The sequence below is a fragment of the Aeromonas sp. DNP9 genome, from assembly GCF_001728955.1.
In the GTDB taxonomy this organism is placed as follows: domain Bacteria; phylum Pseudomonadota; class Gammaproteobacteria; order Enterobacterales; family Aeromonadaceae; genus Aeromonas; species Aeromonas veronii.
In genome coordinates this window covers 1-26,172 of sequence record NZ_LYSQ01000038.1, presented here as the reverse complement: position 1 = coordinate 26,172, position 26,172 = coordinate 1, and the positions used below count along the sequence as shown (strand labels likewise).

Sequence of the window (26,172 nt, the reverse complement as noted above, 5' to 3'; positions counted from 1 at the left end):
GGGCAGGAGAACCAGCTTGGTACCGATCCGGATAACAAAGACACCGACGGTGACGGCATTGACGACAAGACCGAAGTGGACAACGGCTCCAACCCGCTTGACCCGAACGATCCGCTTAACGGTGGTATGAAGTTGAGTGATAACAGCCTGACCGTTGTACGCAATAACGCGGTACCTAATGGCGTTGACAGTAACGAGTTGCAGGTGGCGGTAGTAGATGCTGCAGGCAATCCCAAAGCGGGCGTCACTGTATCGTGGACCACCAGTGCTGGCACCTTGTCTGGCGCAACCAGTGTTACTGATGCCAACGGTATTGCGCACATTGAGGTGGTACATAACGTGATTGATGTTGTGACCGTGACTGCGTCCTTGCTCGGAAACAGCCAACAAGCGGATGTGAATTTTGCTGCGGGTCAGATTGCCACTGATGGCGTACGGGTAACGGATCAGACGGGAGGCGATGTGCCTGTCAATGCACCCGTAGGTACCACCCTCTATGCGAATGTGCGTCTGGAAGGTGAATCAGTAGGGCAAACGGGCCGAGCGGATATGCAACTGACAGACGGCAGCCGTCTGACTTATCAGTGGCAGCGAACCAATGATGGCGTGAACTGGAGCGATATCGGCACCCAGGATCGCTACACCACGACAGGTGCGGATCAGGGTTACACCTTCCGTGTCCATGTCATCGCAAAGTGATGGCGAAGCGATATGGTAACTCGCAAACCATCTTGTTAGTAGCAACGGGTAGCCCATCTGATGATGGGCTACCTAGATAAAGAAGTAACAAACAGGAAATTTTAAATGAAGCATATCAACAAGTCTGGCCACAAGCGCCCTGCAATTCGTCGTACAACCTTGGCTGCTGGCCTGTTGGCTGCACTGTTGAGCCATGGTGCAGCTGCATTGGTATCCACCAATAGCGCGGGTCCTATCCATGGCCGTCAGATTACCGTGGTGGCCACACCTGAGATTGTAGGTCTGGGGGTTGTAGGGGTTCCGGTAACATTGCCTGCAGTACCGGGTACCGCGGATGCGGATGGTGATGCACTGGCCGACTGGTATTATGTGTGGCAGCTGGATGGTACTGATGTGGGAACAGAACAGCTCGCCGGTAGTATTGATGCTATTCCGTCATACACTCCGACAGCAGCTGATGCGGGTAAAAAATTGACTCTCAAATTGCGTGCCGTTGCCGATGCGCGAAGCTTCCCGGTGGCAACCCGCTACTCAGCGGATAGCCTCTCCAATGAAATCACCATCGCTGCTGGTGATCTGGAAATCGGTGGTGAAGGCCCGATTATCGGCATTGATGCGGATGGCAACGGTACTGGCGCCGAGAACCAGGAGATCAAAGTCGATATCGGATCCTCTGTCACGAACAACAACACCGGTGGCGATTTGGAATGGAGCATCGCTGGGGCTGATAGTGGCCAGTTCACCATCGATGACAATGGTGTGCTGACCCTCAAGCCGCAAAACTTCGAAGATCCTGTAGATAGCGATGGCAATGGCACTTATGTGGTTGAGGTAACAGTGAAGGATCCGGCAACGGGTGCAGAAGATACCATCACTATCACTATCACCATCACTGATGCTGCTGAAAATGCAACCGCAGTCAAGGTCGTGGATGCCACAGGTACAGAGATCACCGGTAACCCGATTGTTGGCGATGTACTCCACTCCGCCGTGACCATGGATGATGGTTTGGGTGAGAAACTTGACCGCACTGATGCCACCTACCAATGGCAGCGTCGTGACACCGTCAATTCCGGTACTTGGGTGGATGTGGCTGGTGCAACCAACCCGACCTATACCGTGACGGGTGCTGACCAGGGCTTCGAGTTCCGGGTTGATGCAAATGGTAAAGGCCCTAAATAAAACCTAAATAGTCAATAGGTAGAAAAGGGACGAGTGAGTCAGTGAATAGCAGGGTGTCAGGTATTTTCCCATGAATAATGTGGCAAATATTAAAGCTGCCTTACGTCACCAGCTTGCTCGTTCCTTTTTTTGTACTATATTTTTCAAGAATTCATTGTTTGGTGTATATACCAACATCTAGTTAATAATGTATGCCGACGGTAGGTACTGAGGCATCATTGAGAGCAAAAATATGAACTACATAGAAAAAGTATCCCGATCCTGGCTACCGTACCTTTGGGTGCCAACGATCCTCTATGTTGCGTTGAGTAACGTAGTCAACGCCCAGGGCAGTAATGCTACTCTGCCTGTCCATGGTCGCCAGCCAGATGCGCCAACCAATGTCACCATATCTGCTACCAATGGTGTTGCTAGTGTCACCAACTCTGCTTATCGCGATATCGATGGTGATGCATTCAACCGCTGGTCTTATCAATGGAGCCCAACAAAGTCAGACACCAACGTGACCTCGACCAATGCCACCTATAACATTATTCCCGGCCAGGAGATATTTGTCAGGGTCGGTGCATTGGCTGCAACTGGCTTCCCTAATGCCACCAGAACAAGTAACTGGTCAGAGTGGTCACCCGGATATAAAGTGGATGCCGACATATTCACGTTTGGCACCTGTAACAGCAATAATTTTGTTTATTCTGATAGAATGAATACCCGTGCCGATGTCTTTGTTGGTAGAATCTATTTAAATGGCACTATTGTAGGTAGTGCGACTAACACCAACGATTTGTACAACAACACAAATGTAACCTTGAGTAAACCCATCCGAAGTTTTAATATTTGGCATGCACAAAACTCGGCAATTAGTGCCACAAATTATTACTTGGAATATATGCAGATTACATATATGGATAACACCAGTACCCTTATTGCTAACAGTCCTGGTTCTGATGCATATAAAATTAATCAAAGGCGGATCCCTGGCTCATTTTCCGCCACTGGTAGGTATGCGAATGGGGGAAGGGTCGTCGCAATCGCCGCTTGTGCTAGCCAGACTAGCACCTGGCAAGGATATACAGGGATTCGCTTTGCACTTGCTCCGGTATGATAAGATATAGTTCTATAGTTTATGTCGGTTTGATTTATAATCTTGATGACAGAAGGCCTCAGCATCGCTGGGGCCAATTTATTTGTCATTGGGGTTAAGTTATCATAAACCTGTTTTTAGTTTTTCTGCTCTTTAAAAAAGATAGAAATACCTTGCTTAACGAAAATATCTATAACAGCTTAGTACCCGTGTTGATATTTCATAAATCGATTTATTTCCTCAATATCAATAAATATTACGTGGTGAGTCGGATTAATGTCAGATTGTCGAGACTGGCATGACGACGGTTGCCGGCTAGGGTACACACATTAATCCGTTTTTTAAAGTTGCTATACTCATTTATAAATCATAAATGATACTCATCATGTAACCGTTGCTCGAATTCACTATACAGAACGTTCCAGCGGCTATCTTGTGTATAGACTTGCAATGTTCTATATTTATAGATGAATATTAAACCATTATTTAATATGTAAAAAGGAATTATATGGCAAGTATCATGGTCGTAGATGATCATCCAGCTATCAGGATGGCAGTAGGTATCTTGTTAAAAAATAAAGGGCACCAAATCTGTGGCGAGTTCGACAATGGCATTGATGCCTTGGCTCAGATCCGACAAGAGTCACCCGATATCCTGGTGCTGGATATTAATATTCCTCGTATTGATGGTTTTGATGTCATCAAGCGCTGCAATGAGTTGGCTATGCCACCAAGAATAATAGTGTTAAGTGCTCATGACAGCGATCATGTTAAAACCCGCTGTATTCAGTTGGGCGTCTCTGCCTTTGTCTCCAAACTTGACGATTTGACCAAGCTATCATCCGTAGTCGAGCAAGTTCTGGCTGGCTATGTACTATTTGATCACGCTCTTCGTTTTGATGCCGCTAACATGTCAGATATCGATAGTAAAGAGGTGTTGAAGACGCTCTCAATGCGTGAGATGAGTGTACTGATGGCGCTGGCAAGAGGTGATAATAATAAAAAAATTGCTAACGACTTGGTATTAAGTGAAAAAACCATTAGTACCTATAAGACAAGGCTGATGACCAAGTTGCAGCTTAACAATATCGTCGACCTGCTAAACTTTGCCAAGCGTAACAATCTGGTATAAGTTATGAATAAACTATTTATATTATGTGTTTTACTCTTTCTGACAGTGACGGTAAATGCAGAAAGTGGTGACGATACTGTAACCAGCATGCCTATTTTTTCACGCGAGCTGGCACTACATAATGATTATTCAACCTCTATATTCAGTAGTGGCGAAAAAGAATGGTTGCGTGGTAAAAATCATTTGATTGTGGCTGTGCCGGAGCCAGACAACCCTCCCCTGGATATCTCACAAGTTGCTAACGAATATGAGGGGGTGACAGCTGATGTGATTGGCTTGCTCTCTTCGAAGCTCGGTATCCCAATTATTGCCAAACGGTATGAGAACCGTTCGGCAGCGTTAAAAGCCATTCGCCATGGTGAAGTCGACATTATTGGTTCAGCTAATGCATATGAAGAGTTTCAGGGATATTTATTGACCAAGCCATACATATATGACAAGCCTACATTGTATATACGGCAGGGAATCAAGGTCAAAGATGTCAAGTCGATCGCTGTGCCACAGGATTATCTGCCAGATGAGTTTTTCAATTCTATATTTAGTGATAAAATAATAACAAAATACTCTGGCCGTTATAGTGCACTGGCAAGTGTTGCGTACCAAAGAAATGATGCTGTATTAGTTGACCAGTTATCAGGGAACTATTTAACAAATAAATTTTATCTTGAGAGTGTTGAGTTTGGTCATTTTGTCCAATTTAATTCATTCGGATTTTCATTTGCACTTGCACCTGAAAACAAGCAGCTGCAACGACTTATTAATAAGGCAATTGATGATATTCCCTCAACCGTGATTAATTCGATCTATGAGCGCTGGTCTGGAGGAGGAATGTCTTTAATCGATGGCGATCTTAATTTAACTGCAGCAGAGCTGTCTTATCTTAAGAAAAAGAAATCGATAACATTTGCGGTAAATGACCGGATCCCACCGATGGGGTTTATTGATAAGGATGGATATTATCGTGGTATATTATCAGATCTGATTCAAGCCGTTAGAATGAGACTTGGCGTAGATGTCAATATTGTTGTGATGGATGATTTGCGCCAACAGTTGGATGCGATAGAGTCTGGTGGTGCTGATATTACCATTTCGAGTCCCGATAGAAAATATTATCAAAAATTATTATTTAGTAGAGCTATTGTACTAGATCCGCTTGTTTATGTTGTTCGTAAGGAAAATCGCGATCACTATTTAGATGCCGCAACAGTCTTGCATGATGGACCGTTAGCTCTGGTGAAAAATACAATAGCGGAAAAGGTCGTTGATGAATATAAGAGCGAAAACTTACGTATTACCTATTTTGAACGGTATGATAGTGCACTTGCATGTGTAGAAAGTAGATTGTGCAATGCTGCTATTGTACCACTACGTCCAGCAAATTACTTTATTAATACTAACCATATTGATACATTGGTTGTCGCTGGTGAGTTGTATGACTCACAACCGATATCTGGTGCATTTACTGCACGTGGTGATAATGAGGTCTTAATTAGAGTCCTGGATAAAGTTTTAGCGTCAATTCCTCCAGCTGAATTGGACGTGTTATCCAGCCGTTGGCGGGTGAGTGCCAAACAAGAGACATTAACTATTGATGATGTTTTTCATCAGTTTTGGCTGGAAATATTAATAGTAACATTAACATTGCTAATAATTTTATCTTGGGCATTTATTTTACGTCAACAAAATTTGGCACGTATAAAAGCTCAGCTAGAATTAAATCAGCAGCTTAAGTTTATGGATGATCTTGTTGATAGTATTCCACATCCAATATTTGCTCGCGATAAATATAACAACTTTATTCTCTGCAATAAAAGTTATTGTACTTTTATTGGTGCTGAGAAAGCACAGATGCTTGGTGCAAATATAGAAGAGTTACCAATTTCAAAGAAATCTCAAATAGAGCTTCGTGATATTTATAGAAAGTTGAATGAAAATGGAACAAGCTACGAAGGCGATCATCTGCTTGAGTTAGCTGATGGTCGTTCATTCCATGTCTATTATTGGTTACATATATATCACGATTTATCTGGTGAGATTGGCGGACTGATTGGAGGCTGGCTTGATATCAGTGAACGTCATCGTTTGATGGAAAAATTGGCAACCGAGTCACAACGTGCTGATTACGCAAATAGAGCAAAAACCACGTTTTTGGCGACTATGAGCCATGAGATTCGTACCCCAATGAATGCAATTATTGGTTTGCTAGAATTGACTCTTCGGAAAGGGGGTATCAGCAAGCAAGCGTATGAATCGATTGAAATAGCGCTTAACTCCGCCACAGAATTGCTTGGGTTGATTGGGGATATTCTTGATATATCAAAAATCGAGTCTGGCAAGCTTGAACTAGCGCCTTCACCTCACAGCATAGCTGATCTTAGCCGCTCAGTACTTAATGTTTTCTCAGCTAATGCTAGAGAGAAAGGATTATTTCTTACCTGTGAGATAGAATCCGATGAGTCCGTTTTGATCGACTCTATGCGCTATAAACAGATAATATCAAATTTAATCAGTAATGCGATTAAGTTTACTAAAGAAGGCGGTGTAGATCTAAGTCTAACTTTGTTAACTGAAGGAGACGATTGTTTAGTTAAAATAAAGATTGTCGATACTGGTATAGGGATCAGCTTGGAGGATCAAGCACGTCTATTTCAACCATTCAGTCAAGCGGAACACTCTAAAGATGAGTATCGCTCTGGTACCGGTTTAGGTTTGCTTATCTGTCGAACATTGTGTGAAATGATGGGTGGATCTCTCGACCTGGTGAGTGAAAAGGGAGTAGGGACAACGGTAACTGTATATCTTCGCGTACCTGTCGTTGATCCAGGATCGATTGAGGTGAGTGTATTACCAGCGTTCAGTGAAACTCAGCTGAATGTTACTCGCGCCAGTAAAATTTTGATTATCGATGATCACCCGACTAATCGATTGCTCGTCAGTCAACAACTAGCTTTTTTGGGACATGAAGTCAAAACGGCAAAGTCAGGTCGTGATGCTTTGTTGCAACTAGCTGATCAACGCTTCGATTTTATTATTACTGATTTCAATATGCCGGATATAAATGGGTTGGACTTTACTGCGCGTTATCGTCAACAAGAGCATGACGAGCGGCGTGAACGTACTGTTATCATCGGTTTGACGGCGGATGCAAGGCAAGAGCAGCTCCAGCATGCCATTGAAGTAGGGATGGATGATTGTTTATTCAAACCAGTTAGCCTCGATGAAATCAGAGATTGCCTTGCGGCTCATGATCGCCGTCCAATGGTTGATAAGCAAACGTCAGCCGCAGATGTTGCTGCTAGGATCGATAAGGTTCTTGGTAGCTTGGCCGGTAACAACACTGAGCTTATGCTTCCTTTGATACACGAATTCATCAAAGCAACGAATGATGATATTAACATGCTCTCATTAGCCAGTAATGATGAGGATAGTCGTCGCTTCCTTGATCACTTGCACAGAATTAAAGGTGGAGCCAGGATCATTGGTGCAGAGCGCTTGGTTGAATGCTGTACCGAGTGGGAGCGATCGCCTCGTTTGAGTTGGTGTATGCCTAGCGCACTCCGCCAGTTGGAAGATATATATTGTGAAGTCAAGGAAGGTGTTGATTTCTGGGAGAAAATGAGGGGCATAAATAAAGTTTAGAGAATAGTTATAACTCTTTAAATATAGGTGGAGTCCCGGAATTTATATATCTTTTTTAAAATTCCGGGACTATAAGTATATTGGGCTAAATCAGTTTTCTGAAATGATATCTTTAGCTTTGTTTTTCCAACCCTCATGCCAAGTGGCTAGCTCATGATATGGCATTGCTTTACCCGAAATAAAGCCTTGGCATGTGTGGCAACCCAGTTTGTCCAGCAGTTGCCAAGTCTCTTTATCTTCAACGCCTTCAGCCACTGTTTTTAACCCAAGATTATTCGCCAGTTTGATGCTTGATTCTACAATAGTCATGTGAGATGTCATGCTGTGGCAGTGGTCGACAAAGCTACGATCGAGCTTTAGTTCGGTGAAGGGAAGTAATGCAAGTTGTTGTAGCGATGAGTATCCAGTCCCAAAATCATCAATCGAAATGCCGAAGCCATGCATTCTCAATCTCGTTAATATCTCGAGTGCTTGGCCGATATCTTCAGTAAATGCACTTTCTGTAATTTCTAAGATGACTTGCTCGGGATTTATTTGGTTCAGGCCACAGTGTAGCAGCAAAAAATTGCTCAAACTTTTATCAACAAGTGAACTGGCTGATAAATTTAGTGATATGTTTAAAGATGGCTTGGTTTTAGCACATTCATGATAATGTGAGAGAGCCTCACGAATAATCATCTCGGTCAGTGAGTGCATCAGGCCATGTTTTTCTGCTAACGGAATGAAGACGTCCGGTGATATCATTCCATGTGTTGGATGAGGCCATCGAGCGAGGACTTCGACGCCAGACCATTCTCCAGAGGAAAAATGTACTTTAGGTTGAAACCAAGGTTCTAACTGCCCATGCTGAATCGCATATTCCAGGTCAATATTGGTAATTCGTGGTTCTTGTTTTTTATCTGATAAAACGGTTGGTACTGGTGACCAACGGCCGATTAATGCTTCTAGCTGAGAAGGGTTGGTCGGTTTATCAACTTTACCTAATATTTGCAGCCCAAATTCTGCTCCCATTCGCAATACAGCATCGACTACATCGTTCTCTAGCACACTAGAAAGAATGATTCCTCCTTTAAATCCTGTAGAGGATAGTCTTCGTAGTAGCGCCATGCCATCCATTCCTGGGAGCCTTAGATCACAGAACAGAATGTCAACGCAGTTTTGTTCACAAACCTCCAGCGCATCAAACCCGTCCTCTGCCTCTAAAATATGTTGGAAACCCATGTTGCTAAGCATACTGACCAGTATGGTACGGTGAAGTGCGTAGTCTTCTACAATCAGGAGAACCTTGTCTCTATTGTTCCCGATATGTGCATGTGCCTCCATATTGCTATTTTTCCTCTTGAAATAATACATTGGTGGTGTCGGGTGGAGCTTTATCAAGCTGCTTTGTATGAATGACTTAGCTTTGACATCTATTTTAGCAGCTTATATGAAGAAGTGTGTTTGAGGGGACACGTAAATATTCTGACAGGCAATCTCTGGCGATCTACTGAAGGGCGGTCATTGGGATAGTGACAACAAGTCGTAGGATATGTGTTACAGCGTTGACCTTAACTGCATGAGAAGATGATCATTACTTTTCAGTGATGATTTATTTTTACCATGTTAGATTTTTGATTTGTATATTCTTTTCAATATATGCTGATTACAAAAAAAAGTGTGACTACCAATCTGCTTGCCCCTCCAAGGAGGGGCTTTTTTGTTATTGGAGGGATGACTTGTTTATTCATTTTTGTTTATTAATATAAGCTCGATTATCTTAGGTTAGGCATTCTCTAAAAATTCACAGATAGATTATCTACTTGCAGTTAAATTGTTACTCTGATCCTAATTAAGGGTCAGACCTGCATCAACAATGAAATCCTGGCCAGTACAGCCATTGGACTCGTCAGAACCGAGGAAGAGGGCCATGCGAGCACAATGTGAGCCATCGAGACGGAATTTGAGTGCTTGCAGTTCGACAAACTGGTTCACCGCGGCAGGGTCGAGTTGCGCCCACATCGCATCCTGTTTGGGCGTACGGATTGCGCCTGGTACCAAGCTGTTAACCCGAATGCCTCTTGCGCCCAACTCCTGCGCCAGGGTACGGGTAAAACCATGGATAGCGGCTTTTGACAGGGAGTAGCAGACTCTCCCGGGGCGACCCCTCATCCAGTTGATGGATCCCATATTGATGATACTGCCGCTCCCTTTTTGCTCCATGCCTGGCAGCACGGCTTGGATCGCAAACAACTGGTGACGCAGATTGATATTGATGCGGTTTTCGAAATACTCCTCGGTCAGATCCTCTATTTTGTGGTGATCATCGCTGCCCGCGTTGTTGATCAGGATATCGACACTGCCCAGCTGTTGTTCAACGGTCGTAAAACACGCTTTGAGCAGAGTCAGGTCGGTGACATCGCAAAACAGAAACAGGCAGTCAAGCTCATGCGCGAGTGCTTCGCCTGCTGATTTATCAAAATCGAGGAAGACGACTTTGGCACCCTGGCTGACAAAGGCGCGCACCAACTCTTCGCCAATGCCACTGGCGCCACCTGTGATAACGGCGACCTTGCCGGCAATAGAGTGATATTGTACTTGCTGGGAATAGTTCATAACTGCTCTCCGTGAGTCATAGATTGAATTCATCTGGCAACATTAGAAAAAGTATTTAACACCAATGCGGATCCGGTATGCTTCTGCATCATAGGCAATATTTCTATCGTACCACTGTAATTCAAGATAAGGCATCCATTGTGGATTGATGCGGTAACGGGTTTGACTGGTTAGCTCCCAGTGATGATCTTTCCCATTAGCACTATTGAAATTGTTAACACGAGAAAAATAGTGCGATTCAAAAGTATGGGTCAAGGCTGGCGTTATTTTATTGAAAATATACAGTGCATATTCATTGGTGTCGTTATTATCGCCATAACCATCAAGATCCGTAGTTAGATAATTTTGATGATTGTAACGGTATCGTGCAATAACGGAAAAGTTATCGGTAAAGTTGTACTTTCCATCCAGATACGCAGAACCACCAGAGCCAGAGCTAGAGGAGTTAACCAAACCACCTGCATTGACCGAGAGTTTAGTGGTTAAATTTAATAGCGGATACCATCCCTCAATTTCGTTATAACTGTGCTTTAGCTTGTCTAGTTTCTCGGTGTTATACGCATTGCTGGCCATAATCCCGGCACCAGACTCCCAGTTATAGCCGAGTCGCAACAATAACTCATGTTGGTCGGTAGCAAAGTTAAATGCCTCACGGCTTTCAAAATAACCGCCCGCGAAAGCTGTGTTGCAGCATATAAGAGGGATTAAGCATATTTTGGGGTGGATACGCATAGTGATTGACTCGCCAATGGTAAGTTGATATTAAATCGTGCAGCGATTGGCATGAGGTAAATTAATTACCTCATGCGATGGTTTTTATCAGCCAGTTATTGAATGTTTTGCTTTACCAACTTATAAGTGGCACAGAAATCCTCACGGCCCAAGCCGTTATTCAGGCCTTGCTGGTAAATGTTATTCACCAATTCGACTCCGGGCAGGGTCAGCGCCTCTTCGCCCATGAGGTTCTTCATAATGCCGATATCTTTGGCCATGTTCTCCAGCGAGAAGACAGTGTTGTAGTTCTCGGCGATCAGGGCTCCTATCTTGCTGGTCAGATAGAAATTGCTGCCGCCACCGTAAGAGACGGCGGTGTTGAAGCTCTCTTTATCGATGCCGAAATGATCGGCGGTGGCCAGCATTTCGTTGACACTGTTCTGAATTTGGGCGACCAAGGTGTTGTGCAGCACCTTCATGATCAAACCACGGCCGTTGCCCCCCAGGTGGATCTGGTTGCTGCCCATCATGGCCAGCAACGGCTTGACCTTTTTATAGGCGGACAGGTCGCCACCTATGTAGATCCCGAGCTCGGCAGCCACGGCGGCAGGGACCGATTTGACCACGGGCGCATCGAGCATCACGGCACCGGTTTCTGCTACCTGGCGGGATAAGGCGATTGACACGGCCGGGTCAATGGTGGACATGTCGATGGTGATCTTGCCGGGGCCAAGGTGTGGCAGCAGTTCGGTATAGACCGCTTTGACGTGTTCGGAGCGCGGTACCATGGAGATGATCACATCCGCATCGGCTGCCAACCTGGCAATGGAAGGGGAGGCGATGGCGCCTGCATCGACCACACGGGCGACAGCCTCCTGATTGATATCGAATACCAACACATTGCCATCAAATTTTTTGACGATGTTCTTTGACATCGCTTCGCCCATCAGACCAAGACCGATAAAGCCGATAGTTTTCATCCGTTGTTTTCCTTAAATGTGGGTTTAGCAAGACCGGCGATGTCAACACGCATGCTGAACAGCGCACCTGAGAGCGGACGTGCTGCCAGTTCGGCGGCGTCCATATTTTCGCGAGTGGTGGTGATGAAGAGGGTCTTCATGTCCTCACCACCAAAACAGACCATGGTGGGGCAACGTACCGGCAAGGGATATTCGGCCAGCAATACCCCCTCTGCAGAGAAGCGGGCGATACGATGGCCATCAAACAGGGCGCTCCAGTAGCATCCTTCGACATCGATTGCAGCCCCATCCGGGCGCCCTTCGCCGGCGCGGGCTGCAAACTCGCGCAGCAGTTGCCGTTGACCGAGTGAACCGTCGCGGGCCAGCGGAGTGCGATAAAGGCGGCGGTTGGGGGTATCAGTGGTGTACATCCAGCGCATGTCCGGGCTGAATGCCAAGCCATTGGCTCCCAGAATGTCGCACTGGATCACCGACATCTGCAGCTCGGCATCAACCCGGCATAGCAGGGCGCCGTTGTAATCTCGTGGGCTCCAGTAAGTGCCTGCATAGAAACGACCCGCCTGATCGGTACCGCCATCATTAAAACGGGCCAGCGCTGGGTTATTGGGGTTATCGGCGACTTTTCGCTCGATCTGGCCGTGCTGATCGTACAGATAGATCCCGGTGCGCATCGCTGCGATAAAGCCACCCTGTTCGCGCAGGGCAAAACAACCCACTTCTTCGGGGAAGGGGATTGTCGTCATGACGCCGCTTTCGGGGTGATAGCGGTGCAGGCAACGCTCGAGAATATCGGTCCAGTAGAGCGCCTGTTCATCAGTGCTCCAGGTCGGGCACTCGGGCAGATGGCCGCGGTAGTCGGCCAGTAGCAGAGCAGGATTAGGCATAGTGAGAAACCTCAAGCAGCATGGCGATCTGCAACTGCCCATTGGCTGGCACAGTGGCCATGGCCAGCGCAGGGTCACCAAAGCCACCGTTGTTGATGGCATCATTGATATGAGAAACCGGCTCGATGGCGATGAAGTCACGATCGGCGGGCGGCAGAAACAGGATGGCGTGAGGCGCATCGGGTGAGCTCAGGGTCACCATCAGCTTCTCATCTGGCCAGCGCACCCGTGCACAGCCACTCCAGTGATGGAAGCAGTTATCGACACTGGCGGGTTCAGGTTTGCGCCAAGTGCGATAGTTCCATTGGGTCGGTAGTGGCGCGAGACCAGTGGGCAGGTACTTGTGGTCGTTGAGTACCACACCGCCTGCGTCGAACTGGATCTCGGCGTGCGCCGCACGGGGAAAATAGGGGTGAAAGCCCAGCCCGGCCGGGACCGCGTGATCGGCCAGATTGTGGTAAGTGAGTATGATATGCAGCGCATTCTCTTGCAGGGTGAAGCGCTGAGTTGCCCGATAAGGCCAGGGCCATTGCGCCGCGGATGCTCCCTGTGCATCATGGTGCAGGGTCAGCACGACAGAGTCATCATCTGCATCCCCTTCTTGCCATGGCTGCTGCCAGCCGTTGCCATGAATTGAGTGGGGATGATCGCCAAAGTTACGCAGCAGGGCGTAATCACATCCGGCGAAGTGAAACCGCCCATGAGCGATACGGTTGGAGTAAGGTACCAGGGGAAAACACCCCCCCTGGTTGACCGTGACGTTCTGACCATCGGGCAGAGAGCACAAGATCTCCCTGCCATGCCAGGTCAGTTTGCCGATAGCACCACCGAGCTCGGGGATGAGCTCCAGATCAAGCGGGCCGCTTTGGCGGTGAAGCCTCTTCATCAGTAAACCTCGCCACCGGATATGCTCAGACGTTCCCCCCGGATCGCGGCGAGCTGTTCACGGGCGCGAGCCAGCAGGTAACTCATGTCGGAGCCGAGCGCCACGAAGCTAAAACCCATCTCTTGATATTTGTTCACCAGCTCGGGGTTGCCACCGACGATCCCGCAAGGCAATCCCAATCGCTGGCACTTCTCCAGCCCTTCGCGGATCTTGGCTTGCACCTCGGGGTGAGAGGGATTGCCAATATGGCCCATGGCTGCGCTCATATCGCCGGGGCCGATAAAGAAGCCGGTCACTCCTTCAATGGCCATCTCTTCCATGGCATCAATGGCGTCAGGGGTCTCAATTTGCAGGATCAGGCAGAGCTCTTCCCGGGCTTTGCGCACGAATTCGGGGTCGGCACCGTAACCGGACGCACGATGCACCGCGGCAAAGCCGCGTTTGCCTAGGGGAGGGTAGTAGGCCGCCTCTACCGCTTTGCGGGCTTCTGCTGCACTGTTGACAAACGGCACCATCAGCGACGTTGCACCGCCATCAAGCGCCCGTTTGATCAACACAGTGTCGTTCCAGGCCAGGCGGTAGAGTGGTGTGGTGGCCGGATTGCTGGCACGAATGGCGCGATCGATGCGGATCGCATCCAGGCTATCGACCGGTACATGTTCCTGGTCCAGCACCAAAAAATCGAAACCGACAGTCGCCATGGCTTCCGCCACCGTATCGCTGCCAGTCATCATCCAGGTGCCCAGTGGGCGTGGACCTTGAGTAATCGCAAGTTTGAACGGATTCATTGTTTGCTCCTTTAGAAAATCGGGGGCTCGGGCACTTTGCTGCCAGCCTGGAGGAAATCGAAGTCACAGCCCTGATCGGCCTGGGTCACATGTTGTTGATAGAGTGCGGCATAAGAGCGTTCATAAACTTTGTGTACCGGTTTGAGCGTGTGGCGGCGCTCGGCCAGCTCTTCATCACTGACCAGCATGTTGAGGCGGCCATTGGCGATATCGAGCTCGATGAGGTCACCGGTACGTACCAGTGCCAGTGGGCCACCAATGGCCGCTTCAGGGGCAACGTGCAGGATGCAGGTGCCATAGTGAGTACCGGACATGCGGGCATCGCTGATCCGCACCATGTCAGTGACGCCTTGTTGCAGCAGCTTTTTCGGGATTGGCAGGTTGCCCCACTCCGGCATGCCCGGCGCGCCGACCGGGCCGGCATTGCGCAGGATAATCACTGACTCCCTGGTTACCTCCAGGGCTGGGTCATCGATGCGATCCGAGAGCTCTTGATGGCTGTCAAAGACGATGGCGGGGCCCTTGTGGTGGCGCAGTTCGGGTTTGGCGGCAGATGATTTCATCACAGCCCCGTTGGGGCACAGATTGCCGCGCAATACTGTCAATGCACATCCACGGGAGAGCGGTACCACAGGGTTATCTAGCGAGCGGAGCACGTTGTCGTCATAACAGGTCGCGTTGGCAATCCACTGTGCAACGGGACGATTGGTGACCCCGATCGCATCGAGGTGAAGGAATGACTCCACCTTTTTCAGCTGGGCCATCAGACCACCGGCGAAGAAGAACTCCTCCATCAACTGATCACCAGAGGGAAACAGATTGGCCAGCACAGGGACTTCCCGGGCCACCGACTCCATGTCTTCCAAAGTGAGGTTGATGCCTGCCCGGTTGGCCATCGCAATCATGTGGATCGCGGCATTGGTGGATCCGCCGAGCGCCATGTAGGCCACTACGCCATTGAGGAAGTTGGCTCGGGTCAGCCAGCGGGAAGGTTTGTGATCATGCCACACAATGTCGACGATGATTTGGCCGCATTGGGCTGCCATCTGGACGTGTCGCGAGTCAGCGGCGGGGATGGAGCTGGCCCCCGGCAACATAAAGCCCATGGCATCGGCGATGGAGGTCATGGTGGATGCCGTGCCCATGGTATTGCAGGTGCCGATGGAGCGAGTCATCGCCCCCTCCAGCTCGATCCAGTCATGCTGGGTAATGGCCCCCAAGCGCAATTGATCCCAGAACTTCTTGGTATGGGTACCGGCACCGGTGACATGACCGCGCCATTTGCCGCTCGACATGGGGCCTGCGGGGCAGAAGATCACCGGCAAGTCCATCGAAATGGCGCCCATCAGCAGGGCTGGCGTGGATTTGTCGCAACCGCCGAGCAGCACGGCCCCATCGATCGGATGCTGGCGCAGCAGCTCTTCTGCCTCCATCGCCAGAAAGTTGCGATAGAGCATGGTGGTCGGCTTGACCAATACTTCCCCGACCGACAGCGCGGGCAATTCAACGGGGTAGCCTCCCGCGGCCCAGACGGCTCGCTTGACGGCCTCGGCGCGCTCACGCAGGTGGCTGTGGCAGGGGCTCATTTCACTCCAGGTATTGATGATCCCGATCACGGGCTTGCCCATGAATTCGTCGCGGTTCAAACCACTTTGCTGACTGCGCTGACGGTGAGCGAAGGCACGGATGGTGTCGGGGGCATACCAGCGTTGGCTACGCAGCGCCGAGATATCGAGCTTGGCCAGGTTTTCACTGTTGAATGACATAGGAATACCGCTCTCTTTGTCTGATTTGGTTAAGGATTAATTCAATAAAAACAGCATGTTAAATTCACCCATTCTGACCCGCGCGAAGAGGATGGCTGTCAGATGATGGAGTAGATTGCTCATTTATTCGGTGATGGGGTCTCCGGGGAGAAGCAAGGGCATGGCGTTGTGCCAGCTCCCGGACGATCTGTTGATAGCGGGCATCAGTGAGCGGGTAGAACAGCAACATCAAGGCAGCAGCGCAAATCAGGGCGCAGATCGGGTAAAGAAACATCAGATTGGCGATGCTGCTTTGGGTCTCGGAGCTTTGCATCGCGTTGGGAACATAGCCTGACCATGCCAGCACCAGCCCGGGAATGAGGCCCGCAAGCGCGGCCGAGCATTTGCGGCAGAAGGTCAGACTGCAGTAGACCAGCCCCTCGGTGCGGATGCCGGTTTTCCATTCCCCATACTCGACGGTGTCAGAGATGAACGCCCAGTTGAGACTGTTGACGAAAGCGGATCCCCACAGGGCCAGGGAGGTGAAGAGGATGTAATCGAGAGCGCTCTCGCTGTAGAGGTAGTTGAGCAGGTCACCGCATATCCACACGCCAATACCGGCCAGATAGACAGGCAGTTTGCCAAAACGGTGCACGGCAAAGGGAACCAGCAATACCCCCAGGTAGATACACCCTATGCTGATGAAGCTCATGTAGGCGATCATCGATACGTTGCCAATCACATATTGGGCGTAAAAAACCTGAACAATCAGCTTGGTGTTGAACGCTGCCAGCGTCAGCAGATTGGCCAGCGCCAGGATGCCCAGCGGACGGTTTGCCAGCACGGCCCGTGCGTTGGTTTGTACTGCCGAAAACCCCGATTCGTTGACAACCGATGGCAGCACATGGCGTTCACGAACTCTGCTGTAGCAAAAGAGTACTGCTGCAGCCCCCATGACCGAATAAATCAGTACCGCAACGCTATAGCCGACCTGTGGTTTGTCAAACAGCAATACCAGCGGCATGAACCCCACCGAGCAGAGCAGTAATCCGGTATTGGCTCCCCCCTGGCGCCAGGCGGCGAGCTCGGCTCGGTCCTGGAGTCGCTTGGTGAGGGCCGGGACCATGGCGCCATAGGAGGCATTGCCAAAACTGTAAAAGGCACCAAACATCATGAACAGCAGGGTAAACAGCGCTGTCTTAGTGATGAGAGGAAGCTCAAGGCTGGTAAACAGGGCGGTGTTGATAAGAGCCAGTGGCACTATGGTCCAGAGCAGGAAGGGGCGAAATTTACCTCTGGGGCCGAGCTCGGAACGATTATCCAGCACGCTGCCGGTCACCAGATCGGTGCAGGCGGTAAAGAACTTCGAAACCAGAAAGATTGCTCCGGCCCATGCTGACGGAATGGCTGCCACATCGGTTAGGAAGATCAGCAAATAGAGAGTTGTGCAGTTGAGCAGGAAGTTATAGCCGAGATCACCCACCCCATAGGCCATCTTTTCCTGCCATGCCAGACGGTCACTTGCCACATTGCGATATGTCATGGGATCACATCCTTGAAGAGAGCAACAGCGTGGCCAGCACGCCGCTGCCTGTTGCATGAGCGTCAGCTTTGTGTGGTCGCCACACGGCGGGCACCAAGGCTGGCGATGATCTCTTGATAGCGCTGCTCGTTGAGGGTGTAGAAGAGGGCCATCACCAGCGCCGTTACGATGGCCAGGCTTGCCGGGTAGATGAAAATCAGCCCGGTGATCCCGGCTTTGGCGGCATCGGTTTGCTCCACATTGGGCATATAGCCAACCAGTGCCAGAGCGAACCCGGGGACGAACCCTGCGATAGCTTGCGAACATTTTCTAAAGAAGGTCATGCCGCAGTAGACCAAGCCTTCGGTACGGGTACCGGTTTTCCACTCACCGTACTCAACGGTATCTGAGACAAACGCCCAGTTAAGGCTGTTGACGAAAGAGGTGCCAAAGAACGCCAGCGAGGTGAACAGCACGTAACTCATGACAGTGCCACCGAACAGGTAGTTGGCAATGTCGCCGGAGATCCACAGGCACAATCCGGCCATATAGACAGGTTTTTTGCCGAAGCGGCGTACCAGCGCAGGCACAGACAACACCCCGAGGTAGATGCACCCCATGCTGACAAAGCTCATGTAAGAGACCATGGAGACATCACCCAGAATGTACTGGGCGTAGAAGACCTGCACGGTGAGTTTGACGTTGAATGCGGAGAGGGTCAGCAGGTTGGCTACTGCCAGCACCAGCAACTGGTTGTTCTTGAGTACCGCCTTGAGCCCCTCCTTGATGGTGGGCTTCTCGACTATCTGGTCAGGGTCATTACCTATGATGGTGTGGTGTTCTTTGACGTTGAGGTAGCAAAAGAGTACCGCCGCCAAGCCGACCGAGGTGTAGGCCAGGGCTGCCACCATGTAGCCGGTCTCCTGGGATTCAAACAACATGGCGATGGGCATGAAACCGACGGTGGCCAGCAACAGGCCTGTGTTGGCTCCGCCCTGACGCCAGGCTGCCAGCTCTGCGCGATCCTGAACATTTTTGGTCATAGAGGGCACCATGGCGCCATAGCTGGCATTGCCCAGGCTAAAAAACAGGCCAAATGCCATGAAGCAGACGATGAACAGGGTGGTCTTGGTCTCGCTGTCGAGCTCAAAATTGCAAAACAGCAACATGTTGCAGACAAACAGCGGCACTATGGTCCAGAGCAGCATCGGACGAAACTTGCCGCGAGGTCCGAAGCTCTTGCGGGTGTCGAGGAAAATGCCGGTGCCCAGGTCGGTGAAGCCGGTGAACACTTTCGCCACCAAAAAGATGACGCCTGCCCACGCCGCATTGATACCTGCTACATCGGTCAGAAATTTAAGCAGATAGAGGGTGGTGATATTCAATACAAAGTTGTAACCAAAATCGCCGACGCCATAGGCAAGTTTTTCCCTAAAAGGCAGTCTGCTTTCGATATGCGCCTGAACAACCATTTTATTCTCCATAGTGTGGAATCCATCCGGCAGATCAATAATCGTAGCGATGCGATTGCTGGCGCAAGGGTGATTATTGAAAAGTGGGATCCAGATCGAGAGATTGCGCTGGTGGTTAAGGATTCTCTTACAAATGGTGTTTGTAGGCGAGCTAAACGTTTTCGTGTGGCGGGTATTGATTGGTGATCGAGATCGCTGTTTGGGTTTTACGCGATTGAAATGAAATCGTAGCGCTATTATTGTGTTGGCGAGCAAGCGGGGATGGCCCGACTAAACAGGAGCTTATGCAATGCAACTCGAATTTTCGTCACAGGCATTAACGATTCAGCACCAGCAGCAGTTGTTATTTTCTCATCAAGCGGATGCCCCGGCGTTTTATATAGGCAAGGGCCGGGAAAAAATGGAAATTTATCGCGGCAACTTTGACATCGAAGACTATATCGAGTCTCGCGTTGCATTGGCTCATATCGAACAGGTTGACAACAACCTGTTTATTTTTGCCCCGAATGCCTTTACCCCTGCTTTGCTACAGGTGGCAGTGGTGTGTGATGGCGATGATGTGATGCTTTATCCGACCATACTGGACGAGGCATATAACCGCTTTTGGGTCAGATTGCCGGCCGAACGTAAAGAGCATGTCTGGGGTTGTGGCGAGCAGATGTCCTATTTCGATTTGCGTGGTCGTCACTTTCCGTTGTGGACGTCAGAGCCCGGTGTTGGTCGCCATCCCCACAGCGAGATCAAATGGAAAGCCGATGTGATGGGCAAAGCCGGTGGGGATTACTACCACACCAACTATCCGCAACCCACGTTTGTCTCCTCTCGCAAATACAGCTGCCATATCGACACCACCGCTTATGCCGATTTCGATTTTCGTCACGAAGGATTTCATGAGCTGCAAGTGTGGGCGATCCCGCAGGCCATCGAGTTGCGCACCGCAGAGAGCTATCTGGGCATTATCGAAAAACTGTCCGCCCGGTTTGGTCGCCAGCCCAGGTTGCCGGAGTGGGTTTACAAGGGGGCGATCCTTGGTCTGAAGGGGGGGGAGGTCAATACCTTCAGTCGTCTGGAAAACGCCCTTGACCATGGTATCAAGGTCTCGGGTCTGTGGAGTGAAGACTGGTGCGGCTTGCGGGTCACCTCGTTTGGCAAGCGCCTGTTCTGGGACTGGGATTGGCAGCACCATCAGGATCGCTACCCCAATCTGCCCGCCAGGATCAAGGAGCTCAATGACCAGGGCATCGAGTTCATGGCCTACGTCAACCCCTACCTGTGTGAAGATGGCAAGCTGTTTCCGATCGCCAAAGAGCTCGGCTATATGGCGCTGGACAAGGATGGTCAGGTTGCGCTGGTCGACTTTGGCGAATTCTATTGCGGCTGTATCGACTTTACCAATCCAGATGCCATGGCCTGGTTCCGTGATACCGTGCTGCGTAAAAACATGCTGGATATGGGGATCAAGGGGTGGATGGCTGACTTTGGCGAGTACCTGCCGACCGATAGCATCTACTTGTACAACGGTGTCGATGCCAAGCTGATGCACAATGCTTGGCCGACTCTGTGGGCCCAGTGCAACGCTGAAGCGATCGCGATGAACGGCCAAACCGGTGATGCCCTGTTCTTTATGCGAGCCGGTTACACCGGGGTGCAGCAATACTGCCCGCTACTGTGGGCAGGCGATCAATGTGTCGATTTCAGCCGTCACGACGGTCTGGTCACGGTGATCTCGGGGGCGCTCTCCTCCGGTATGTTGGGCAACGCTTATCATCACTCGGATATCGGTGGCTACACCTCACTGTTTGGCAACCGTCGAACCAAGGAGCTTTTTGACCGCTGGGTTGAAATGGCTGCCTTTACCCCAGTCATGCGTACCCACGAAGGTAACCGCCCTGATGAGAATTTCCAGTTTGACCAGGATGGCAGCACGTTGGCGCATTTTGCCCGGATGACCCGAGTTTATTGCCACCTGACTCCTTACTTGCGTAGCCTGGTGGATGAAGCAGCCGAGAAAGGGTATCCGGTTCAACGTGCCATGATGCTGCATTTTGAACATGATCCCGAGACCTACGTCATACAGGATCAATACCTCTATGGGTCAGAGCTGCTGGTGGCACCGGTTCACCAAGGGGATGTGCGTGAGTGGACAACTTACCTGCCTGCAGGTGAGCAGTGGACTCATGTCTGGAGCGGCAAGAGCTTTACGGGGGGCCAGCGGGTCACTCTGCCCGCACCGATTGGCCAGCCGCCGGTGTTCTATCGTGCCAAAAGTCTCTGGGCTTCGCTGTTTGCCGAGCTAAAGGAGCTGGCGTAAATCGCACCGGCGTTCGCCATAGAGGGGACAACTCCGGTAGTCCATGGCCGTGACAATGTTCACGGCCATTATGTTTCACCAGAGGAGCAGAGCTGCATGATTGACACTCTTGACGTTGTGCAAAACCCCAGCCAGGACGACATCCATTTTTTACGAGACAATCTGATCAAAACCAATCGTGAGTTTGTCGGTGAACAGATACGTCGCCCACTTGCCATCTTCTATCAGGATGAGCAGCAGTGTCGTGCCGGAGGATGCTGCGGCCATACCTACGGTAACTGGCTCTATATCGAGTATCTGTGGGTGGCCAGCAGCCTGCGGTGGCGCGGTGTAGGAGGCCGGTTATTGGCTGCGATGGAGCAGGCTGCCCGCGAGCGTGGCTGCCGTTTTTCACAGCTCGATACTTTTAGCTTTCAAGCAAAGCCTTTTTACCAAGCGCGGGGGTATTCAGTCGTCATGACGTTGGAAAAGTGCCCGTGTTTCATCAACGATATTACTTAACCAAAACCTTGTAGAGCAGGCAGTGACTGGTGCCCTGTTTAAAAATATCTGACGCAACGGATAGTGTTCTGGTAGATACATGAGGGTATTTATCTTCATGGGCTATTTATCAAGGCCATGGTTTTGTGATGGTTTATGGTGTGACAGTATTGGCTTGGTCACAAAACAAACCGGGTACTCTGTCTGGGGATCAAGTCAAATCCGGCATCAATGATCTCGCCTTTATAATCGGGCTCGCGCGCCATCCGCAACATCATGGACGCAGCCTGGCTGGCAACAGAGTGGATATTGATATTGATACTGGACAAGGTCACGGGGGCCAAATAGCCGCTGCCTGGAAAATCGCCAAACCCGATGATAGAGAGTTGCTCTGGTACCGGGATATTGCGTGCAATCGCCTCCATCAGTAATGCCGTACCAATGGTATCGTTTGATGCAAAAATGCCGTCGAGTTTGCGCTCTTTGAGCAGTGTCTTGATGAGTAGCTCGCGGGCGGCGGGATAAATATTGTCGCTGTAAGGGATTTCGACCAACAAGGGATCCATACCCGCTGTCTCAAGTGCCTGGCAAAAGCCGCTGTAGCGGCTCTGCGCACGAACGTCATCGTTAAAACGGGTCGTGAAATAGGCAATTTTATGGCAGCCGGAGCGTATCAGGTAAGACGCGGCATCGTAACCCACCTGAAAATGATCGATACCGACCTGCGCGACAAACGGACTGGCTTCACCGATTTGCCATGCTTGAACCACAGGCACCGCACTGTGCTCCAGCATACGAATCGTAGTATCACTGTGTTTCGCGCCAGTGAGGGTTATGGCAGCAGGAGACCATTGTAAAATGGAGCGGATCTGCTGCTCCTCTTTTTCCATGGAGTGATCATGAGATGCGATATAGAGCTGAAAACCTGCATCACTCACGATATGTTCAATCTGTTGGACAAAGGTACTAAAGGTAATATTGGAAATGGAAGGAACGATAATTGCCATTGCCGAGCTTCGCCCGGCAGTAAACTGACTGGCAATTTTGTTGTGCACATAACCCAGTTCATCAATGGCACGCTGAATTTTATGGCCGGTATTGGCTTTTACCTTGTCTGGATGACGTACATAAAGTGAGACAGTCGAGGGGGACACTTTGGCCAGGGCCGCGACATCATCAAGCTTGACGGTTTGTTTGTTTCTCGAGGACACGTGTTCTGCTTCCTGATCGGTTTTACTGGGCTATAACTCTCTCTGTCCTGATGGGATAAGGAGGTTAATAGCTCTGCGAGCTCCTGATAAGTGTATAAAAAACAAGGTGAAAACAAAAGCAGTAATTACAGCGGAGACTGCAGCTCATAATGGTAGGCACGACTCATGACTAATGTTGAATAGATCCATATTTCATCAGCTTTTAACTCTGTACGTCATAGTGTTGACCTTGTTTTTAATCTACATGAAAATACTTTAACGCGTTTCTTACAATGATTCGGTGATAGAATGGAGCTATTTTCCTTTGTCTAGCTCAATCAATGACTTTTTTCGTTTTAATATCCAGTCATTGACCTCAGAAACAGAATGAAAACCAGTGTTATGAGACGCTGGGAATTATAGCTTTTAATCCAACTATACAGAGTTGAACGAGAAATCCCCAACTCCTGTAGTAAATATTTTGTTTTTGTTGAAATGGTTTTGCAATTGTTCATATATCCCCCCTCATGTTGAAGCGACTCTAAAACACCTCTAGGGCATAGTTGTAGTGGTCAACTAAATCCGGACTCTTGGTTAGGCCGTTCTTCGGCTTTTGCTGGCGGTATCCCGTCATAGTGGCAATGTGGACGCCGCCAGTTGTAGTAATCCATCAGGCAGTAACTGATATCCCGCTTCGCCTCTCGCAAGCTCATATATCCCATAGCCGGGAGCCACTCTGACTTCAGGCTTCTGAACAACCGTTCCATCGGGGCGTTATCCCAGCAGTTGCCACGCCGACTCATGCTCTGGGTCATGCGATAACGCCACAGTCGTTGCCGAAATGCCCGGCTGCCGTATTGACTACCCTGGTCGGAGTGAAACAGCACGCCAGATGGGCAACCTCGTTGCTGATATGCCATTTCCAGTGCTTTTATTGCCAATTCTGCATCAGGTTTATCAGACATCGCCCATCCCACGACCCACCGGGTGTGCAGGTCAAGAACCGCTGCCAGGTAATGCCAGCGACCACCGGCCCAGACGTAGGTGATATCGCCACATCACACCTGATTGGGTTGCTGGACATCAAATTCGCGGGCCAGCAGATTGGGGATATCCGGTCGCTCAGACTGGGCGACCTGATAACGATGAGCGCCCGGCTGTTTGGATACCAGCCCGGCTTCCTTCATCAGGTTACGTACTTTGAATCGACCAATCTGATACCCCAACTCCCGCATCATCGACATCAAGGAGCGGCTGCCCGCTGAGTTCCGGCTTTCTTTGAACAAACGGCACAACTCACAGCGCTGCTGCATGCGCTCACGGTTAATCGCCCGCCTGCGGGCCAGATAATCGTAAAAACAGGAAGTGGGAACATCGAAAGCGCAACAGACGGCGTTGTTGCCCAAATCGATGCAGCTTAAATGGAACTAACTGAGGACTTGGTGATCTGACCACCATCTCCTTCAAGCCTGCATCATGAGCACGTCGCTTCACCCCATCACCAACTGGCCTCAATACAACAAATCATTGATTAACCGTGGTTCACTCACCTTCTGGGTTGATGCCGAGGCCATGAGTAACTGGTTTCACCACGGCCATCATGGGTGCCGGGGCCGCAGTCAACTCTACACTGACCAGACCATCTGCACCTTCCTGATGCTCAAGGGGATTTTCAACCTCACTCTGCGGACCACTCAGGGACTACTCGACTCCCTGTTCGAGTTGATGAACGTACCGCTTTGTGCCCCCGATTACAGTTGTGTAAGCAAGCGGGCCCGCACGGTGACGGTGGCTTATCGACAGCCCCCAAAAGGACGTATTACCGATTTGGTTATCGACTCAACCGGGCTGAAGGTATTTGGTGAAGGCGAGTGGAAGGTCAGAAAACACGGCGCCGAGAAACGGCGAGTCTGGCGCAAATTGCATCTGGCAGTAGACCCGGCTACTCACGATATCGTGGCGGCGGAAATCTCGCTGGAGAATGTCCATGATGTCGAGGTGTTGCCGACTCTGCTCAATCCACTACGGCGCAAACTGGGGCGTGTTTATGCGGATGGCGCCTACGACAGCAAAGCCAGTCATCAGCTTATCTTGTGCAAAGGGGCAACAGCCTGTATCCCGCCTCGCAAAAGCGCGGGGTTATGGAAAAAAAGGACACGCAAGAAATGACGCGGTGCTGGTGATGCGCAAGAAAGGGCTGGCGTACTGGAAGAAGATATCGGGGTATCACCGTCGCTCACTTGCAGAGACAGCGATGTATCGGTCCAAACAGTTGTTAGCGGGGAAAGTCAGTTTACGTAACTACAACGACCAAGTGGGAGAGGTGATGGCGTATGTCAGCGCCATAAACAAACTCAATACCCTGGGTCTGCCTGTCAGAAAGCCCCGAGTGTAACGGTCACTTGGGGCTGGGGCAGTTGTGGCTTGATGGTTGATTTGGGAAACAGCGCCGCGGTGACCATTAAGGTAAGGCTCATGGCTATTTTGTTTATTTGAATGGCCATTATTAGCTCCACATCCTAATCTGATGTGAATTGGTACACAAAATGGGCGATGAAAGCAGCGTGCGTTTAACGCGGTGGAAATATCATCCCGTGCAGGCTGTTGGAGGGGATGGAATACCCGGATGGGCACATTCCCCTTTATCGCTGTCGTTATGACCTGCAAAGAGTGATATGACCTAATAGCTCAAGTTAACCGCAGCTTGAAAATCAGCTTTCAACTGTTTCACTCTATAAATCCCGTTTATCCTTGTCGCCTTATAGCGAATATAACCGCTGGTTATCCGATATTTTCTCTCCAACCCTTTGGTCGCAGGTATCGGGTGGGCTCAAGCGAGCATGGGAAGCTGTATCCAGAAAGCGTGAGGTGT

Annotated in this window: 20 protein-coding genes and 2 pseudogenes; 9 read left to right on the top strand and 13 right to left on the bottom strand. The window is 50.0% G+C overall.

Annotated elements, in window-relative coordinates; translation table 11 throughout:
• The 5 genes from A9G06_RS20110 to A9G06_RS20095 form a co-directional block, all read left to right on the top strand.
• On the top strand, window positions 1-699 hold a 699-nt coding region (locus A9G06_RS20110; protein WP_171903408.1), incomplete at its 5' end, for an Ig-like domain-containing protein.
• 105 nt (window positions 700-804) lie between these two features.
• Window positions 805-1,881 (top strand): hypothetical protein, encoded by a 1,077-nt coding sequence (locus A9G06_RS20105; protein WP_069556397.1) that lies wholly within the window; start codon window positions 805-807, stop codon window positions 1,879-1,881.
• Between the two features lie 232 nt (window positions 1,882-2,113).
• On the top strand, window positions 2,114-2,983 hold the full coding sequence (locus A9G06_RS22180) for a hypothetical protein (RefSeq protein ID WP_139126315.1): 870 nt from the start codon (window positions 2,114-2,116) through the stop codon (window positions 2,981-2,983).
• 487 nt (window positions 2,984-3,470) lie between these two features.
• Window positions 3,471-4,094 carry a response regulator transcription factor gene (locus A9G06_RS20100; protein ID WP_069556396.1) on the top strand — a complete coding sequence of 208 codons (624 nt, stop codon included), beginning with the start codon at window positions 3,471-3,473 and terminating at the stop codon, window positions 4,092-4,094.
• Between the two features lie 3 nt (window positions 4,095-4,097).
• Complete coding sequence (locus A9G06_RS20095) at window positions 4,098-7,733, top strand: transporter substrate-binding domain-containing protein (protein WP_083243849.1); 3,636 nt, start codon at window positions 4,098-4,100, stop codon at window positions 7,731-7,733.
• Window positions 7,734-7,823: 90 nt separating this feature from the next.
• Here A9G06_RS20095 and A9G06_RS20090 read toward each other — a convergent pair whose 3' ends face one another.
• The 10 genes from A9G06_RS20090 to A9G06_RS20045 all read right to left on the bottom strand — a co-directional run bounded on the left by A9G06_RS20090 (window position 7,824) and on the right by A9G06_RS20045 (window position 19,319).
• Window positions 7,824-9,056: an EAL domain-containing response regulator gene (locus tag A9G06_RS20090; RefSeq protein WP_069556394.1), complete on the bottom strand. Its 1,233-nt coding sequence runs from the start codon at window positions 9,054-9,056 to the stop codon at window positions 7,824-7,826.
• 504 nt (window positions 9,057-9,560) lie between these two features.
• The gene (locus A9G06_RS20085; protein ID WP_069556393.1) at window positions 9,561-10,328 is read right to left on the bottom strand and encodes an SDR family NAD(P)-dependent oxidoreductase; all 768 of its coding nucleotides are present in this window, start codon (window positions 10,326-10,328) and stop codon (window positions 9,561-9,563) included.
• 42 nt (window positions 10,329-10,370) lie between these two features.
• Window positions 10,371-11,060 carry a porin OmpL gene (ompL, locus tag A9G06_RS20080; protein WP_069556392.1) on the bottom strand — a complete coding sequence of 230 codons (690 nt, stop codon included), beginning with the start codon at window positions 11,058-11,060 and terminating at the stop codon, window positions 10,371-10,373.
• 95 nt (window positions 11,061-11,155) lie between these two features.
• On the bottom strand, window positions 11,156-12,022 hold the full coding sequence (locus A9G06_RS20075) for an NAD(P)-dependent oxidoreductase (RefSeq protein WP_069556391.1): 867 nt from the start codon (window positions 12,020-12,022) through the stop codon (window positions 11,156-11,158).
• Window positions 12,019-12,906 carry an SMP-30/gluconolactonase/LRE family protein gene (locus A9G06_RS20070; protein WP_069556390.1) on the bottom strand — a complete coding sequence of 296 codons (888 nt, stop codon included), beginning with the start codon at window positions 12,904-12,906 and terminating at the stop codon, window positions 12,019-12,021. The genes A9G06_RS20075 and A9G06_RS20070 overlap by 4 nt, the downstream gene beginning before the upstream one ends.
• Window positions 12,899-13,792 carry an aldose 1-epimerase gene (locus tag A9G06_RS20065; RefSeq protein ID WP_083243848.1) on the bottom strand — a complete coding sequence of 298 codons (894 nt, stop codon included), beginning with the start codon at window positions 13,790-13,792 and terminating at the stop codon, window positions 12,899-12,901. The genes A9G06_RS20070 and A9G06_RS20065 overlap by 8 nt, the downstream gene beginning before the upstream one ends.
• Entirely contained in the window at window positions 13,792-14,580 is a 789-nt protein-coding gene (locus A9G06_RS20060; protein WP_069556388.1) for an aldolase/citrate lyase family protein, read from the bottom strand. The genes A9G06_RS20065 and A9G06_RS20060 overlap by 1 nt, the downstream gene beginning before the upstream one ends.
• 11 nt (window positions 14,581-14,591) lie before the next feature.
• Window positions 14,592-16,346 carry an IlvD/Edd family dehydratase gene (locus A9G06_RS20055; RefSeq protein WP_069556387.1) on the bottom strand — a complete coding sequence of 585 codons (1,755 nt, stop codon included), beginning with the start codon at window positions 16,344-16,346 and terminating at the stop codon, window positions 14,592-14,594.
• 64 nt (window positions 16,347-16,410) lie between these two features.
• Window positions 16,411-17,868, bottom strand: coding sequence for a glycoside-pentoside-hexuronide (GPH):cation symporter (locus A9G06_RS20050; protein ID WP_069556386.1), 1,458 nt, complete (start codon window positions 17,866-17,868; stop codon window positions 16,411-16,413).
• A 62-nt stretch (window positions 17,869-17,930) separates the two neighbouring features.
• On the bottom strand, window positions 17,931-19,319 hold the full coding sequence (locus A9G06_RS20045; RefSeq protein ID WP_069556385.1) for a glycoside-pentoside-hexuronide (GPH):cation symporter: 1,389 nt from the start codon (window positions 19,317-19,319) through the stop codon (window positions 17,931-17,933).
• Between A9G06_RS20045 and A9G06_RS22450 the strand changes: the two genes are divergently transcribed.
• The 3 genes from A9G06_RS22450 to A9G06_RS20035 all read left to right on the top strand — a co-directional run bounded on the left by A9G06_RS22450 (window position 19,302) and on the right by A9G06_RS20035 (window position 22,131).
• Window positions 19,302-19,505 (top strand): hypothetical protein, encoded by a 204-nt coding sequence (locus A9G06_RS22450; protein WP_171903407.1) that lies wholly within the window; start codon window positions 19,302-19,304, stop codon window positions 19,503-19,505. The genes A9G06_RS20045 and A9G06_RS22450 overlap by 18 nt on opposite strands.
• 103 nt (window positions 19,506-19,608) lie before the next feature.
• Window positions 19,609-21,630, top strand: coding sequence for an alpha-glucosidase (locus tag A9G06_RS20040; RefSeq protein ID WP_069556384.1), 2,022 nt, complete (start codon window positions 19,609-19,611; stop codon window positions 21,628-21,630).
• Window positions 21,631-21,726: 96 nt separating this feature from the next.
• Window positions 21,727-22,131 (top strand): GNAT family N-acetyltransferase, encoded by a 405-nt coding sequence (locus tag A9G06_RS20035; RefSeq protein WP_139126314.1) that lies wholly within the window; start codon window positions 21,727-21,729, stop codon window positions 22,129-22,131.
• 158 nt (window positions 22,132-22,289) lie between these two features.
• Here the strand turns inward: A9G06_RS20035 and A9G06_RS20030 are convergent, their stop codons facing one another.
• Window positions 22,290-23,321, bottom strand: a complete 1,032-nt coding sequence (locus A9G06_RS20030) for a LacI family DNA-binding transcriptional regulator (RefSeq protein ID WP_069556383.1) — start codon at window positions 23,319-23,321, stop codon at window positions 22,290-22,292.
• 551 nt (window positions 23,322-23,872) lie between these two features.
• Window positions 23,873-24,691, bottom strand: a pseudogene (locus A9G06_RS20025) (IS3 family transposase); the annotation flags it as partial.
• A gap of 85 nt (window positions 24,692-24,776) precedes the next feature.
• Between A9G06_RS20025 and A9G06_RS21750 the strand changes: the two are divergent.
• Window positions 24,777-25,695: pseudogene (locus A9G06_RS21750) on the top strand (IS5 family transposase).
• Here the strand turns inward: A9G06_RS21750 and A9G06_RS22530 are convergent.
• Window positions 25,676-25,804, bottom strand: a complete 129-nt coding sequence (locus tag A9G06_RS22530) for a hypothetical protein (RefSeq protein ID WP_290439015.1) — start codon at window positions 25,802-25,804, stop codon at window positions 25,676-25,678. The pseudogene A9G06_RS21750 and the gene A9G06_RS22530 sit on opposite strands and share 20 nt — an antisense overlap.
• Between the last annotated feature and the right edge of the window lie 368 nt (window positions 25,805-26,172).